Raw genomic sequence first — 16,245 nt, 5'->3', positions numbered from 1 at the left:
CTGGTTTTTTGTACAAAAAATGGTTCTGCAGTATACTTAAGAAGTCCACGATGAAACAGCCTGTGCTCGCTGTGTCAAGAAGGGGGCTTTATGATCAATGCTGCCAACAATGTCAGTTCTGCTGCTTTTGCTGAATTAAAGCAACAAATGGCGCTGCGCATTGCCGACCAGGCTGAGCGCGAAGCTGAGCAGCTAAAATCGCAAGCGGATGAAAAGCGCAAAGAAGCCCGCGAAATGGCGCAAACTGCCCGCGAGTTGCAGTTGGAGTCTGGCCAGGCGCAAAGTCGTGCGAATCTGGTGCGCGCCAGTTTGCCGCCTACCGAGCTGTTTGAGCGGCTCGATCAGCAATTCCGTGGGATTTCGCTGCCGTCAGAAACAGCCGATGATAGCCAGCAACAAGTGCCAACAGAGCGGCCAAGCATCAATATCTTTGGTGAAGCAACCGGTACTACCATTGACATCAGTGTTTAATGGCATTAAAAAAAGCCTCCGCAGAGGCTTTTTGTTATTAAGAAAATCAGCAATCAGAAACTATAACGACCACGCAAGTACCAAAAGCCGCCATTGATGCCCATGGGGGAGGTTTCATAGTACTTACCACCAAGGAAATCCTGCGGGAAACCAGTATCTGTATAGTCCACACGCTCTGGCTTGGTGTCGAACAGGTTTTGCGCACCAACAGCTACAGAAAATGCATCATTGATGGCATAGTTTACTTCCAAATCAAAGGTGACTTTGGAGGATGCCTGCTTGGCAATGGTATCAAAATGAACACCCTGGTAGCTGCCATAGTAGTTAGAGCGCAAAAACATCGAAATGTCATTCCACTCTTGGCTCCAGGTTAGTGTGGCGCGCTGTTTTGGCAAATCTTTTTCCAGTCGCGATACTTTAAAAGCACCGGTTATATCGGAAAAGCGAGTCACTTCAGTTTTATTCCAGTTGTAGGCCAGGCTGAAGGTTGAGCGCCCACTCAAGAGTGCTGTACCATAATTCATGACGATGTCTAAGCCGGTGGTTCGGGTTGAGAAGTCATTGGTATAGAAGTTTAATTGTGAAAGCCCTTCAACCCCTTTAAAGCCAAGATCACGCAACCGTTGACGCTCAGTATCATCTATATTGATGGTATCCGATTGGCTGAGACGATCATCAATATCAATGCGGTAGGCATCTGCCGTCATAAAGAAGCTATTACCAGAGTATACCAAGCCTAAAGTATAACTTTTGGATGTCTCTGGTGTTAACTCGGTTGCTCCATACAGTTGAGCAACCGGGTTACTAGGTGCCAGCAAGGCAATATCGACCAGATTGCCTGCATCATCAGTAGCGGTTCTGAAAGTACTGATATTGGCCTGTCCAACAGTTGGTGCCCGGAAACCTGTGCTGGTCGATGCGCGGATGGCAAAGTCATCGGTCAGTCGGTATTGGCCAGTCAGTTTGAAATTTGTGGTGGTGCCAAAGGTTTCATAATCTTCATGGCGTAATGCAAAGCCAGCCAACAGATGCTCAGTGACCTCAGCTTCCACATCCAGATAAGCTGCCCAATGACGCCTTACAAAAACACCTGCTGCATCTGGGCTAAAACCGGGATAACCGTTGGAGCCAATGAAGTCGAGGCCTTGCTCAACATAAGGGCCGACTTCCCATGAGGCCGTTTCGCCGGCAACAATCTCGAAACTCTCTTCAGACCATTGCAAACCACCAGCAACCGCCAAATCTTCGTACAAGCCTACTGGTACAAAACGGTAAAAATCAGCGTTAAAGTGCTTTTCCAATTGGATGTAACGACCTGGGTCGAATTCAGTAGGGGAATCAGGCCCTAAGGTTGAGTTAACTGTATTGATAATTTTAAAGCCGGCTTCACTGCGCCCCACAGTGGCACTGAAGTCGTACATGGTGCCAGCTAAGAAACCAGACTGAAATTCACCTTTGGTTCCGCCCACCAGGGAGGTATCGGTAATATTACCGCCAAAACTTGGGGTAAAACCGCCTGGAAACCAGGAAAAAAACGTAAAACAATGTGCGGGTAAGGCTTGCACTTGTGCATTGACAACAGAAAAGGTTGGATCGGCTAACGAAACAACTGGGCAGTCCCCTTGACTGAAATCTGTGTTCGCTACAATCAGTGTTTGACCACCGTCATTTGAAAAAACCTGGTTTCGGGTGTAGGGATCGCGAAAGTAAAAACCACCCATAACATCACGTTCAGAGTAATTGCCAAACAAGTAAGCCTCTCTGCCATTACCAAGATCTAAACCGGCATTAGCAAAAATGGCAATGTCATCGCTGATTTTAGGTGAGCCCCATACCTGAACCGGTTGATCGATGGAAATATTGGGGTTGCCATAGGCTACCTGGTTCACAGCACCTGCGTGCTGGGTGCTACGACTGGTTGCATCGGATGCTTTGTACTGAGCACTGATATTAAAAAAGCCAGCATCAGTTAATGGCAGACCAATATTGGCATTGATTTCATTGCTGGTACCATCCCCAGCGTAAAACTCGCCACGACGAACTTCGATGTGACCGCCTTCATCGCGGTCATTCAGCACAAAGTTGACTACACCGGCAATGGCATCGGAACCATATTGAGCTGCAGCACCATCGCGCAGAATTTCAACTTGTTTGATGGCTGCACCTGGAATGGCGGAAATATCCGGCCCCTGTGCACCATCGTTTAAGCCACCACCTAACATGGTGATGACGGCAGAGCGATGACGTCGCTTGCCATTGACCAGAATCAGGGTGCTATCTGAAGACAAACCACGAAGATTCAAGGGGCGGATTAAGGTGGCAGCATCACTGATAGGGTGTGAGTGTACGTTCATCGAAGGCACTGTGGCTGTCATCATATTCAGCATATCGGTGCTGCCACTTTTCATTAGTTCATCACCACCGATGATATCTACCGGTACCGGTGAATCAGCCACCGAGCGAGGCGCCGAGCGGCTACCTACCACAGCAATACGCTCGACACGCTCTTGTGCTGCAGCTTGGGTCTGTTCCTCTGTGTTTGCCCACACAGGCGCTGTCAGAGCCAGTGTGGTGACACCGGCAATGGCACAGCGAATACAGGTCGATAAACGACTATAATTCTTTGTTTGCATAGTTGTTCTTCCTGGTTTCTATTATAATTTATACTACTTTGGGCTTATTGTTATTCTTCCCGAATTCAACATAGGTGATTAAGTTCCCCTTGTCCATCCCATTATTAATGCTATTCGTCTATTCTTACCCATCTTAGGTATGGATATTGCTTGTTTCGGGACAAGATCGACTAAAGTCTACTAAGCGGATGTCTAAGTTGTATTTACAAGTGGTGAGTGCATGATTATTCGGCCCTACAAAGCTTTGGATGCGCCGGCACTGCTGACGCTGGCAAATCAGGTGCATGGTGACGGCTACCTGAATACCACCAAGCTACAGCATTACATTCAATGTGGCCTGGCTGCTGGCTTAAATGCCAGTTTTGTCGCTTATCATGAGGCCCAATTGGTTGGGTACCGTTTAAGTTTTGCTGCCGGACAATGGCAGCCGGACCAGTGGTGCAGTGAGTCTCTCTGGCCTGTGACAACAGATAAAATGGCTTACTTTAAATCCGTTGCGGTGGTTCCAGAGATGCAAGGAAAGGGGATCGGAACTCAATTGTTGCTTGCTTCGGTGCAAGTACTGCAACAACAAGGTGCAAAAGCAGGGTTAGCTCATCTCTGGATGCAAAGCCCCGGTAACAGCGCTGTACGTTATTTTACTCGTGCTGGCGGGCGTTTACTTCGGGTGCATCAGGATAAATGGCTCAGTTTATCGTTGCAAAGTACTGGCTACGATTGCCCGGTCTGTGGCAGGGAATGTCACTGCACCGCCGCAGAAATGGTGCTGGAATTCGAATAAAAAAACGGCCTGAGTAACAGGCCGTTTTTCAGGGGGCAGAGTTTAGAACCTGGCGCGCAGGCCCAGGGTAATGGCACGGCCCGGCAAAGGAGCATCGTCTTTGATAAAAGAGCTGTGTACGAAGCCCAAGCGGTTGGTCAGGTTGGTCCCGCGGACAAAGGCGGTCATTTCCACATCGCTTACATCAAAGTAATAGTTAAAGGTAGCATCCAGTAGGGTATAGCCGGCAGTGCGGTTTTCCAGCGGGCTGACCCGGTTTTGCCTGGCGTAACGGGTTAAGCCAACTTCACCACTCCAGTTTTGCGCCTGATAGCGGTACTCTGCGCCCAGCTTCATCGGCGGTATGCGAGGTAAGTCGTCACCACCGCGAACTTTGGCCCGCACCTGATCAGCAAATAAGTGGACGGATTGCATCTGATCCAGATAGTAACCCAGCTCAAACTCAAAGCCATAGAGTACTGCATCGTCCTGACGGTATTGCAGTACCGGGAAACTATGATCGCTGTGTCCATCATGGCTATGATCATGGTCGTGGCCATGACTGTGGTCATGTCCATGATCGTGACCACCTAAATCATCGATGTCCAGGCCGGTATTGGCAAGGTAAATGTAATTATTTACCCGGTTGTAAAAAAAGTTATAAGTTAAGCTCAGGTTGCCATCAAACTTACGGAACGTCAGATCGAAGTTATTGGCGATTTCTTTTTGGAAGCGATCACGGTTTGGTTCGATATCACCATCGTGGTGGTCCAGGCGGTAGGCCAGGCCTAATTCATAAGTACCTGTTGCCAAATGAGCGCCATTGGCATAAAGCTCGGCAGCACTGGGAGCCCGCTCGGAACGGCTGGCAGCAAAAGCCCAGGAGAAACCTGGCTGGAATTCCCAAACCAGGCCAGCTGATGCACTATAGGCGGTAAAACGGGCTTCAACATGCTCGTGTCCATCACTATGGCCATGGTCGTGCTCGTGGCCATGACTGTGGTCATGCTCGTGATGGCCAAATTCAATGCCATCAGCATGGTATTTAACCCGCTCTAACCGACCGCCCAGTTGCAGGGTCAGATCTCCAAAACGCTTTTCTTCCAGCATAAAAAAGGCATGGCTGGTCGTTTCTGTATCTGGCGTAAAAGCTTCTTCGCCAGAGGCTGTGTAATCATTGCGCAGCAAGTGGTAGCCGAAAATGCCATGCCAACCTGCCAAAGGTTCATGCTCCAGCGTGATGCGGGATTCCAGAGTTTTGCTGCCAAAGAAAGTGGCAACATGGCCATCTTCAATTTCGCTGTGCTCGTAATCGGTGTAGCCCAGGTTAAAAGCGATGGTCTCAATACCGGCAAAGGGATCGTAATACTCACCAGCCAGGTTAAAACGGTTCTGCCGGGCTTTGGCAAAGACATCATCATCGTGTCCACCATGATTATGTCCGTGGTCGTGACCATGGCTGTGATCATGGTCATCATGATCGTCATGGCCATGGGCATGATCGTGCCCCGGAATGCCATATTCAGACTCAGTCCGGCCAGCATGAAAACCAATCAACCCCCGGCTACCAATATAACTTAAGCCAGCATTCAGACTGCTGGTTTCCAGCCAGCTGTTGTCGATTTCATTTTCGTGTTCACCATCGCTGTTGGTAAAGTGTGGCACTTTGTAGTCGTCGGCATTGCGATGCAGCCCGTCCAGATGCCAGGCAACCTGGTTATGGCTACCATCATGATTCAGTGCAATGGTTTTCTCATCGGAAACGCTGTTGTAGCGGGTTTCGACCACAGTGTCGGACTGAGGCCGTAACTGGCGGGGAATGCGGTTATCCACCACATTCACTACACCACCAATGGCACCGCTACCATACAGCAGGGTGGCAGGGCCACGCAGCACTTCAATTTGCTCTGTAGTCAGAGCATCGGCCATGATAGCGTGATCCGGCCCTATACGGGACACGTCACCGGTATCCAGGCCGTTGTTCAAAATGCGCACCCGGGGGCCATCCAAGCCGCGAATAACGGGGCTGGATGCCACAGGGCCAAAGTAGTTGGCATGGACACCTGGCTGTTTCTTCAGGGTTTCACCAATGGTAGGTTCAGTACGACGGGATAGTTGCTCACCCGATAGCACGGTGACTGGGGTGGCCATATCCAGGTTGTATTTATGGATCCCGGAAGCAGAAACTATCATGCGCTCGATCTGGCCACCTGGCTGCAAGGTAATAGCTTGTACACTTGTCGGATCAGATACTTGCAGATACTTGCCATCAAAGCCCGGAGCGGTGATGTGCAGCTCCGCATTGGCGGGCGCATGCAACTGAAAGTTACCATTGGCATCGGTATAAATGTATTGCTGGCGGCCATGCACATGGATGCGGGCATTTTTTACCGGCTCGCCCTGAGCATTGAGCACAGTGCCACGAATTTGCTGAGTGGCCATCGCCTGTGCTGAAAATGAGCAGGCGATGAGAATAGCCAGGGCAGATGGTTTGAGAAACGACTTCGAATTGCGCATCGGATTTCCTTCTTTCAATCGATGAAGAGCTTGTGATGTTATAACATTTTACAGTTTTCCTTCGTTGCATCAAGTCTGTTGCAACGATGCTGGTCAGAAACTGGATGAACACCACTATTTTCACGGCCAAAGCAGCCGGGTGTGTTCGCAATACTGTGATAGCAAGCGAAAGGCTTTGATTTGAATTGCATGGATCCATCAGCGTACAATGCAGCTCTTGTTTAAGATGGTGTCTGATTGATGAGTTTTTGGTCTGAGTTTGCATTGATTGCCGGAGTCCACCTGATGGCTGTCGCCAGCCCGGGCCCGGATTTTGCCATAGTGCTACGCTATGCGGTTCGTTATGGCAAACAGGCGGCGTTAGCTGCCAGCTGTGGTATTGGTTTGGCTATTTTACTGCATGTCACCTATTCGTTGGTGGGGATAGGTTTATTGATCCAAACCACGCCCTGGCTGTACATGGCTTTCAGTGTGCTGGCTGCACTTTATCTTGCTTACCTGGGCCAGCAAGCTATCCGCAGCAGAGCGCCGGATGTAGTACAGGCGGTTGCCAAAGAGCAAGTCGCTGAGCGGTTAAGCGGCCGAAAAGCATTGTTGACTGGTTTTATTACCAATGGCTTAAATCCCAAGGCAACCTTGTTCTTCCTGTCTTTATTTGCGGTAGTCATTTCACCCGAAACACCGTTTAGTTTTAAGCTGGTTTACGGCGGTTATATGGCCATTGCTACTGCTTTATGGTTTTGTTTGCTATCTTTTTTGTTAACTCAAGCCAGGGTCCGTGGTTTTTTACTGCTGAAAGGCTACTGGTTCGATCGGGTGATGGGTACACTTTTGTTGGCACTTGCTTTGCATCTTATTTGGAGCCTGGTCTAAACTTCTAACCAGAATGACCGACAAACTAGTAAAGGCCTGTTTTTGCTATCGAGGAAAACACCATGTTGATGAGTGCCAAGGTCATCAAATTGGATCTGAATTACAGCTGCGCAGAGCACCATCACTTTGCGCAGCAGCGCCACTATTTAGCGCCTTATCCGGAGGAGCCTGCCGAGCACTTTGCCCGCAGGGTCCTGGCCTGGTTGTGTTTGTATGAAAGTAAGGCCGTGATGGCTGGCTTGCATCGCAGCGGCAAAGATCCCGACCTCTTTTTGCTGGATGAACAGCAGCATTTTCAACTATGGGCCAGTGTTGAGCTGTTGGAGGAAAAGCATCTACGCCGGGCCTGTCATTTAGCCGATCAGGTGGTGCTTTTTCTTGATCCGGATGAGCAACGGCAATTGCACAACATGCCATATTCAGCGAAGTGGAGTAGCTGCGTGTTTCAACCCGAGCAGTTGCAGCAGTTGTGCACTATGCTTAAACCTCATATGGAGCTTAGTGTCTGGCGTGAAGACGACGCCATTTTACTGACCGATGGCACGCAGCATCTGGAACTATCCGTACAGTGTCAACACCCGCATTAACCCTTACTTTCTTTTCCCCAGCGCTAAAAATAGCTATAATGCCGGCCCTCGTTAAACTTGCGCTGGATTTGCGATCCAGACTGGCAAAGAAGGTTGTTTATGTACGTTGTAGCCGCACTTTATAAATTTGTTCATTTACCCGATTATCAGCAACTCAGAGACAAAGTGTATCAATTACTGGTAGAGAACCAGGTAAAAGGTACTTTGTTGCTGGCCGAAGAGGGGATTAACGGTACCATCTGTGGCTCCAGAGCCGGCATTGATGCAGTCCGAAGCTGGTTGGCGGCTGAAGGACGCTTTGATGGTTTAAGTTACAAAGAGTCTTTTGCCGATGAGCCAGCGTTTTACCGTACCAAGGTGAAGCTGAAAAAAGAAATCGTCACCATGGGAGTGCCAGGTGTTGACCCGAAGCATATTGTCGGCACTTACGTCAAAGGTGACGATTGGAATCGGTTGATCAGTGACCCGGATACCATCGTGATAGATACCCGCAACGATTACGAAGTGGCTATTGGCACTTTCCAAAATGCTGTGAACCCAAATACCACCTCGTTTCGCGAGTTTCCTGAGTGGGCAGCTAGCCACCTGGATCCTGCTCAACATAAGAAAGTTGCGATGTTTTGTACCGGTGGGATCCGCTGCGAGAAATCCACGGCTTATTTGAAAGAGCAGGGCTTTGAAGAAGTTTATCACCTGGATGGTGGCATTCTGAAGTATCTGGAAGAAGTGCCACCTGAGCAAAGCCTGTGGCAAGGGGAATGCTTTGTCTTTGATCAGCGTGTTGCGGTGAAGCATGGCTTGGAGCAGGGGAGTTACGATCAATGTTATGCTTGTCGGATGCCACTCTCAGAGCAAGACATGCAATCGGAGTATTACATCAAAGGCTTAAGTTGCCCGCATTGCCATGACAAAACCACTGCAGAGCAAAGAGCATCTTTTGCCGAGCGACAAAAACAGGTTCAGCTGGCAAAACAACGGGGTGAAAAACATATCCGTGATGGTAAACTTGAGCCATAATTCAGCTGTCTTTTTTTTTGTCATAAAAGCCAGCTTAGCTGGCTTTTATTGTTCTGAGGGTTTTATGCGACACCTTACTCTGCTTGGATGTTCACTTTTAGTAGCTTTGTCTGGTTGCAGCCAGACAAGGATGTCTGAAACACAAGTTAGTTCCGATTTAACTTTAGCCATTGCCCACATTAATGATCATCACTCCAACCTGGCTGCTAAACAGCAAATTTCACTACGCATTGCCGGTGACTTTATCGATGTTGAAGTGGGCGGTTTTCCGCGGGTGGCCAGCAAAATTGCCCAACTGCAGCAGCGCCATCCTGATTTATTGACATTGCATGCTGGTGATGCCATTACCGGTGATCTTTATTACAGTTTATTCCAGGGCGATGCCGATGCGCATCTTATGCGTGAAATTTGCTTTGATGCCTTTACCATAGGCAACCATGAGTTTGATGATGGTGATGCTCATTTGGCAACCTTTATCCGCAACCTTCACGACGAGCAGTGCCAAACGCCGGTGTTATCTGCCAATATCCGGCCGGAAGTAGGAACACCGTTGGCTCCAAATCATGATTGGGAGTTGTTTCAGCCTTATGTGATCCATGAGATTGGCGGACATCAGGTCGCAATCATTGGCCTGACCATCGCCAAAAAGACCCGGCAATCGTCTCAGCCGCTGCCAAGTACTGCTTTTTTGGATGAGCTGGAAACCGCCCGTTATTACATCGATAAGTTGCAGCAGCGGGGCATTGGTAAGATTGTGTTGTTAACACACTATGGCTATGTCAATGACATTCTGCTGGCACAGCGTTTGCCAGGTGTGGATGTGATTGTGGGCGGTGACTCGCACAGTTTATTGGGGGATTTTGCTCAGGTTGGCTTAACGGCCGATGGCGAATACCCAACCGTGGTAACCAACCTTGACGGCGCTCCGGTGTGCATTGTGCAAGGCAAGGATTATGCTCAGGTCGTCGGTGAACTGCTGGTGCACTTTAAAGGTGATGCAGTCGAGCGCTGTGAAGGGCGGCCACATTTATTGATTGGGGATAACTTTAACCGCAATGGCGAGCTGTTAACTGGTGCAGAGCGAGCCAAAGTACTGGATTACATCGCGGGCTCGGATGTACTTAGCCTGGTGGCACCAGAGCCAACATTGCAGCAACTGCTGGAAGGCTATAGCACCCGTATCGTCGAGTTATCCGCACAGCGCATTGCCTATGTACCAGAGCGCTTATGCCGGATGGATCCGGGGGAAGCCCGTGAAGCCAGTTGTGGCGATGCCACGCAGTCCGACTTGCATTATGTGGTCAGTAAGGCATTTCTGAATCAAAGCCGCCATGCTGATATTGCGCTGCAAAATGCTGGCGGTGTGCGTACCGATCTGCCTGCCGGTGAGCTAAGTATCGCCCAGGTGTATCAGTTGTTGCCGTTTTCCAATACCCTGATCCACCTGCACATGCATGGCCATGAGATTAAGCAGGTGTTGGAAGAAGCCATTGATTACTCAATCACCCCGGGGGCCTCGTCTGGAGGTTACCCACATGGTGCCGGCATCCGCTTTTCTGTCGATCTGACCAAGCCGGTGAACCAGCGGGTTAGCGCTCTGGAAGTGCAGCGTCATGGGGAGTGGCAGCCTCTGAATATGGATGAAAGCTACATCGTCGTGACCAACAGTTTTATAGCGTCCGGCCAGGATGGCTGGGCCACTTTTGGCAAAGTGATGGCTGCGGAGCGTTATCAGGATACCTACATCAATTATGCTCAGGCTTTTATTGATTTTGCCCGTGAACAGCAGTTACTGAGCCGGCCTGATCCTAGTCTGCATAGCACTCAGCGTATCATTCTGCCCTAAGCGACCACTGCATGATGAGTCATTTGATGGCTTATCATGCGATTTTTTAGAATTAAATCTGTTTATTTTTGTGCTATTTATCTATTTTTCCGTAGGCTAAGCTTGTTTTGAGTTTTTTAATCACGGAGAATTTTATGAAAGTAGCCTTATTTAGCTCTGCTATCCTGCTAGGAGCCACAACCAGCCTTCTGTCAGCTACCACTCAAGCCGCCGACTATCAAATCGATACTGAAGGAGCTCATGCTTTTATTCAGTTTCGGGTGAATCACCTGGGTTATAGCTGGTTGTATGGTCGATTTAATCAATTTGAAGGCAGCTTCCATTACGATGCCAACGATCTTAGCAGTGCCCATATCGCTCTGACGATTGATACCAACAGCATTGATAGTAATCATCAGGAACGTGATCAACATCTGCGTAGTGCTGATTTTTTAAATGTCGAAGCTCACCCGCAAGCGCATTTTCGGAGCCAACAGATTAAAGCGACTGAGAATGGCCGGCTTGAAGTTCATGGTGAATTAACCTTGAATGGCATCACGAAAGTAGTGGTGATTGATGCAGAGAAAATGGGTGAGGGCACTGATCCCTGGGGCGGCTATCGCGCAGGCTTTGCCGGTACCACTAAATTTGCCTTAAAAGATTTTGGCATCAATTACGATTTAGGGCCAGCAGCAACCCATGTCTATCTGGATTTAACGGTGGAAGGGATCCGTCAATAAAGCGGTTCTAGTCGGGAAGCTCGATCGTAATATCGCTGATTGGAATACTGCAGCAGGGTAAGAACTCACCCTGCCGCACAAAAGCAAGCGGCTCCTGTAAGTACTTGATATCACCGCTGACCAAGCGGCAACGGCAGGCTCCACAGTAGCCCTCGCGGCACTGATAGTGCACGCTAAACTTCGCTTGCTCCAGCACAGTCAATAGATTGTCCTGGTTGTCGTATTCCAACTCGGTGTCTGAGTTGTTCACCTGCACTTTAGGCATGGTGAGTCAGATCAGAGATCGAAGTCACCAAAGTCACCCGAGTCCACCTGATTATCAATTTGTCCTACCAGGTAGGAACTGATTTCCGCTTCCTGTGGCGCGACCTGAACGTTGTCAGACACCAGCCAGGCATTAATCCAGGGAATAGGGTTTTGGTTGGTGCTGTAAATCGGTTTTAAGCCAATAGCCTGCATCCGATTGTTGGTAATGTATTCAACGTACTGGCACAGAATATCTTTGTTCAGTCCGATCATGGAACCATCTTTGAACAAATAGGCGGCCCAGGCTTTTTCCTGTTCAGCGGCTTTTTTGAAAATAGCGATGGCGTCTTGCTCGCACTCTTTGGCGATCTCACCCATTTCCGGGTCGTCTTCACCGGCAGCAATAATGTTGAGCATATGCTGAGTACCGGTCAGATGCAGGGCTTCATCGCGGGCAATCAGTTTAATGATTTTGGCATTGCCTTCCATCAGCTCGCGCTCAGCGAAAGCAAAACTGCAGGCAAAACTAACATAGAAACGGATAGCTTCCAGCACATTGACCGACATCAGGCATAGATAAAGTTTCTTTTTCAAATCACGCAAACTGACACTTTTGCTGACGCCATTGACGTTATGGGTTCCGCTGCCGCAGAGATTGTACAAACTAAAGGATTCAATCAAATCATCGTAGTAACGCGTAACATCTTCCGCCCGCTCCATAATGTTTTGATTGAGCATAATGTCATCAAACACTTTGTGTGGCTCGGAGGAGATGTTGCGCACTATGTGGGTGTAACTGCGACTGTGAATGGTTTCGCTAAAGGCCCAGGTTTCGATCCAGGTTTCCAGCTCTGGCAAGGACACCAAAGGCAGTAGCGCTACATTCGGTGAGCGGCCTTGTACTGAGTCCAGCAAGGTTTGATACTTCAGGTTGCTCAGGAATATATGCTTTTCATGCTCTGGCAGGTTTTGGAAGTCGATGCGATCTTTGCTGACATCAACTTCTTCCGGACGCCAGAAAAAAGACAATTGCTTTTCAATCAGCTTTTCAAAAATCGGGTATTTTTGCTGATCGTAACGGGAAACATTGACCGGGTTGCCGAAGAACATCGGCTCTTTCATTTGATCGTTAATTTCACGATTAAAAGTGGTGTACGCCATGGCGTGATTCTCTTCCTATTACACAATGAACCGAAAAACGGGCTCTGAAAAGAGCCCGCTATGGCAGTTAAATCTTGCAGGCGCCGCCGGCGCAGTCATCGTCTTCAGCTTCTGGCATGTCTTCCTGCATATCCGAGGCACCATCACGGGTGTTGTGGTAGTACAGGGTTTTTACTCCAAGCTTGTAAGCGGTTAGCAAATCTTTTAGCAACAGCTTCATCGGGACCCGGCCACCGTCGAAACGGTTTGGATCGTAATTGGTATTGGCAGAAATGGTTTGATCAACAAACTTCTGCATAATACCGACCAGGGCCAGGTAGCCATCGTTGTTGGGCATATCCCACAACAGCTCGTACTGAGCTTTTAACCGTTCGTACTCAGGCACGACCTGTTTTAGAATACCGTCTTTACTGGCTTTGACACTGACATGCCCCCGTGGAGGTTCAATGCCATTGGTGGCATTGGAAATCTGTGACGAGGTCTCTGATGGCATTAGCGCTGATAGCGTGGAATTCCGCAAACCAAAGGCCATCACATCCTGACGCAACCGATCCCAGTCCAGTTGCAAAGCTTCTGTGCAGACTTTATCCAAATCTTTTTTGTAGCTGTCAATCGGCATAATGCCTTGCGAGTAGGTGGTCTCGTTGAACTTTGGACAAGGACCAAATTCTTTTGCCAACTGCATCGAGGCCTTCAGCAAGTAATACTGAATGGCTTCAAAGGTACGGTGAGTAAGGCCATTGGCCGAGCCATCGGAGTAACGCACGCCATTCTTCGCCAGGTAATAGGCGTAATTGATCACGCCCACACCCAAGGTACGACGGCCCATAGTAGCATTTCGGGCTGCCGGAATGGGGTAGTCCTGATAATCAAGCAGGCTGTCCAGAGCCCGTACAATGAGATCCGATAATTCTTCCAGTTCGTCCAGGCTCTCCAGAGCGCCCAGGTTAAACGCGGACAGGGTACAAAGCGCAATTTCACCTTCTTCGTCATTAACATCACGCAGCGGCTTGGTAGGCAGCGCAATTTCCAGACACAGGTTACTCTGACGTACTGGTGCCACTTTCGGATCAAAGGGGCTGTGGGTGTTGCAATGATCCACGTTTTGCAGGTAAATACGGCCGGTGCTGGCTCGCTCCTGCATAAAGAGGGTGAAGAGTTCCACCGCTTTAATGCGCTTTTTACGGATGCTGTCATCGGCTTCATACTGCACATACAGCTGTTCAAACTTTTCCTGATCTTCAAAGAAGGCATCGTACAAGCCTGGCACATCGGATGGGCTGAACAAGGTAATGCTTTCATCTTTGATCAGGCGCTGATACATCAGGCGGTTAAACTGCACCCCATAATCAAGGTGACGGACCCGGTTTTCTTCCACGCCACGATTATTTTTCAGTACCAGTAAAGACTCTACTTCCAGGTGCCACAACGGGAAGAACAAGGTGGCAGCACCGCCACGCACACCGCCTTGCGAGCAGCTTTTGACAGCAGTCTGGAAATGTTTGTAAAACGGGATACAACCGGTATGAAAAGCTTCACCATGCCGGATAGGGCTGCCCAGAGCGCGGATGCGGCCAGCATTGATGCCAATACCAGCACGTTGACTGACGTATTTAACAATGGCACTGGAGGTGGCATTAATGGAGTCGAGGCTATCACCACACTCGATCAGTACGCAGGAACTAAACTGACGGGTAGGAGTACGCACACCTGCCATAATAGGCGTAGGCAAGGATAATTTAAACAAGGAGATGGCATCGTAAAAACGACGCACATAACCTAAACGGGTTTCTTTCGGGTAATTGGCAAACAGACAGGCAGCCACCAACATGTACAGGAACTGTGCACTTTCAAAGATCTGGCCGGTGACCCGGTTTTGCACCAGATATTTGCCTTCCAGTTGTTTCACAGCGGCGTAACTGAAGTTCAGATCGCGGCCATGATCGATAAAACTATCCAATTGCTCCAATTCAGCTTTGCTGTAATCCTGCAGCAAGTGCGCATCGTAGCGACTGTTTTCCACCATCCGTACTACATGGTCGTACAAAGCCGGCGGCTCAAAACGGCCATAGGCTTTTTTACGCAAGTGGAAGACCGCCAGCCGAGCGGCCAGGTACTGATAATCCGGTGTGCTCTTTGAAATTAGATCAGCGGCAGCTTTGATAATGGTTTCGTGAATATCTTCAGTTTTGATGCCATCGTAAAATTGGATGTGTGACTTAAGCTCAACTTGAGAAACTGACACACTTTGCAGCCCTTCGGCAGCCCAGGTGATGACACGGTGAATTTTATCTAAATCCAACGGCTCCCGACCGCCATCACGCTTCGTAACATACAATGTCGTCATGCTGTAGTACCCACTTTTTGTTGCGTCCATTTAAATTGATGTCGCCGTCAGACCAGGCAGTGCTGATTGCTTGATTATTTTTTCGACCCTAATTGCTGCTTCAATACACAACATATAGGGATAACGGCGAACTGGATCACAAGATAGTGTGGATTTACCCGATTTGCAAGTCAGAAAAAACCATAGTTTTGGTATGGGGTTTGCTAATGCTTTTTTACTGCAGCCAGCAAGGCCAGCGCCGGTCAGGCTTTGCTGAAATGCAAGCTCTTTTTCGTTGAAAAAAACTATTTTTATCCGCCAGTCTGACCAGTTAAATAAGCATCAATTCAATGCTTTTTTCGCCACCACAAAGTAATTCACATCCAGCCCAGGCCCTACTTTAAAAGTGTTGCTCAGCGGATTGAAATGCAGGCCAGTCGCTGCGGTAATGGTGAGACCGGCTTGCTCGGCATAGCGCATCAGTTGCGAAGGGCGAATAAACTTGGCGTATTCATGGGTACCACGTGGTACCAGTCGCAGCAGATATTCCGCGCCGACAATCGCCATGGCGTAAGCTTTCCAGCTTTTATTGATGGTAGAGAACACCACAGTACCACCTGGCGCCACTAAATCCGCACAAGCTTGCACCACAGACGCTGGCTCGGGGACATGCTCCAGCATTTCCATACAAGTTACCAGCTCAAACTGGCCAGCTGCTTTTAGTGCAAAGTGCTCTGCGGTAGATTGCTGGTAATCAACAGCAACGCCAGCTTCGAGCGCGTGCAGCCGTGCTACCATCAAAGCTTCATCGGCCATATCAATGCCGGTGACGTTAGCGCCGGCCCGGGCCATGCTTTCCGCCAGAATACCGCCGCCACAGCCCACATCAATCACCGCTTTACCAAACAAGCCGCCCAGTTGATCACTGATGTAACCCAGCCGCGTGGGGTTAAGCAGGTGCAGGGGTTTAAACTCACCATCAGGATCCCACCAGCGAGAGGCGATGTCATTAAACTTGGCAATTTCAGCGGCATCTACATTGTCAGCCAAGGGTTGGGTAGGGATATCGGCCATCAGGGGAGTCTCCAA

13 protein-coding genes are annotated in these 16,245 nt (G+C 49.2%); 7 read left to right on the top strand and 6 right to left on the bottom strand.

Translation table 11 applies throughout. The features are described 5' to 3' along the window. The first annotated feature begins 90 nt into the window (after positions 1-90). Positions 91-471, top strand: a complete 381-nt coding sequence (locus QWF21_RS05205; protein ID WP_330086991.1) for a hypothetical protein — start codon at positions 91-93, stop codon at positions 469-471. Between the two features lie 53 nt (positions 472-524). Here QWF21_RS05205 and QWF21_RS05200 read toward each other — a convergent pair whose 3' ends face one another. Continuing rightward, positions 525-3,104 carry a TonB-dependent receptor plug domain-containing protein gene (locus QWF21_RS05200; protein WP_330086990.1) on the bottom strand — a complete coding sequence of 860 codons (2,580 nt, stop codon included), beginning with the start codon at positions 3,102-3,104 and terminating at the stop codon, positions 525-527. Between the two features lie 220 nt (positions 3,105-3,324). Here QWF21_RS05200 and QWF21_RS05195 point away from each other — a divergent pair, with 220 nt between their 5' ends. Continuing rightward, on the top strand, positions 3,325-3,885 hold the full coding sequence (locus QWF21_RS05195; RefSeq protein ID WP_330086989.1) for a GNAT family N-acetyltransferase: 561 nt from the start codon (positions 3,325-3,327) through the stop codon (positions 3,883-3,885). A gap of 42 nt (positions 3,886-3,927) precedes the next feature. Here QWF21_RS05195 and QWF21_RS05190 read toward each other — a convergent pair whose 3' ends face one another. Beyond that, positions 3,928-6,381 (bottom strand): TonB-dependent receptor, encoded by a 2,454-nt coding sequence (locus QWF21_RS05190; protein WP_330086988.1) that lies wholly within the window; start codon positions 6,379-6,381, stop codon positions 3,928-3,930. A 240-nt stretch (positions 6,382-6,621) separates the two neighbouring features. Between QWF21_RS05190 and QWF21_RS05185 the strand changes: the two genes are divergently transcribed. The 5 genes from QWF21_RS05185 (at position 6,622) to QWF21_RS05165 (ending at position 11,423) form a co-directional block, all read left to right on the top strand. Further along, on the top strand, positions 6,622-7,254 hold the full coding sequence (locus tag QWF21_RS05185) for a LysE family translocator (protein ID WP_330086987.1): 633 nt from the start codon (positions 6,622-6,624) through the stop codon (positions 7,252-7,254). A gap of 62 nt (positions 7,255-7,316) precedes the next feature. After that, positions 7,317-7,841: a YaeQ family protein gene (locus QWF21_RS05180; protein ID WP_330086986.1), complete on the top strand. Its 525-nt coding sequence runs from the start codon at positions 7,317-7,319 to the stop codon at positions 7,839-7,841. 99 nt (positions 7,842-7,940) lie between these two features. Beyond that, complete coding sequence (gene trhO / locus QWF21_RS05175) at positions 7,941-8,858, top strand: oxygen-dependent tRNA uridine(34) hydroxylase TrhO (protein WP_330086985.1); 918 nt, start codon at positions 7,941-7,943, stop codon at positions 8,856-8,858. Positions 8,859-8,988: 130 nt separating this feature from the next. After that, the gene (locus QWF21_RS05170; protein ID WP_330086984.1) at positions 8,989-10,704 is read left to right on the top strand and encodes a bifunctional metallophosphatase/5'-nucleotidase; all 1,716 of its coding nucleotides are present in this window, start codon (positions 8,989-8,991) and stop codon (positions 10,702-10,704) included. Positions 10,705-10,838: 134 nt separating this feature from the next. After that, the gene (locus QWF21_RS05165) at positions 10,839-11,423 is read left to right on the top strand and encodes a YceI family protein (RefSeq protein ID WP_330086983.1); all 585 of its coding nucleotides are present in this window, start codon (positions 10,839-10,841) and stop codon (positions 11,421-11,423) included. 7 nt (positions 11,424-11,430) lie between these two features. Here QWF21_RS05165 and yfaE read toward each other — a convergent pair whose 3' ends face one another. The 4 genes from yfaE to ubiG form a co-directional block, all read right to left on the bottom strand. Then, positions 11,431-11,688 (bottom strand): class I ribonucleotide reductase maintenance protein YfaE, encoded by a 258-nt coding sequence (gene yfaE, locus QWF21_RS05160; RefSeq protein ID WP_330086982.1) that lies wholly within the window; start codon positions 11,686-11,688, stop codon positions 11,431-11,433. An 11-nt stretch (positions 11,689-11,699) separates the two neighbouring features. Further along, a complete protein-coding gene (gene nrdB, locus QWF21_RS05155) occupies positions 11,700-12,830 on the bottom strand; it encodes a class Ia ribonucleoside-diphosphate reductase subunit beta (protein ID WP_330086981.1) in 1,131 nt (376 codons plus the stop codon). A gap of 67 nt (positions 12,831-12,897) precedes the next feature. Continuing rightward, positions 12,898-15,177, bottom strand: a complete 2,280-nt coding sequence (nrdA, locus tag QWF21_RS05150; RefSeq protein ID WP_330086980.1) for a class 1a ribonucleoside-diphosphate reductase subunit alpha — start codon at positions 15,175-15,177, stop codon at positions 12,898-12,900. A gap of 321 nt (positions 15,178-15,498) precedes the next feature. Continuing rightward, positions 15,499-16,230 carry a bifunctional 2-polyprenyl-6-hydroxyphenol methylase/3-demethylubiquinol 3-O-methyltransferase UbiG gene (ubiG, locus tag QWF21_RS05145; RefSeq protein ID WP_330086979.1) on the bottom strand — a complete coding sequence of 244 codons (732 nt, stop codon included), beginning with the start codon at positions 16,228-16,230 and terminating at the stop codon, positions 15,499-15,501. Between the last annotated feature and the right edge of the window lie 15 nt (positions 16,231-16,245).

The sequence above is a fragment of the Alkalimonas mucilaginosa genome (genome assembly GCF_036327005.1).
Lineage (GTDB): Bacteria > Pseudomonadota > Gammaproteobacteria > Enterobacterales > Alteromonadaceae > Alkalimonas > Alkalimonas mucilaginosa.
Note: the sequence above shows the minus strand (reverse complement) of the source record. Positions and strands in the feature narration are given on the sequence as shown.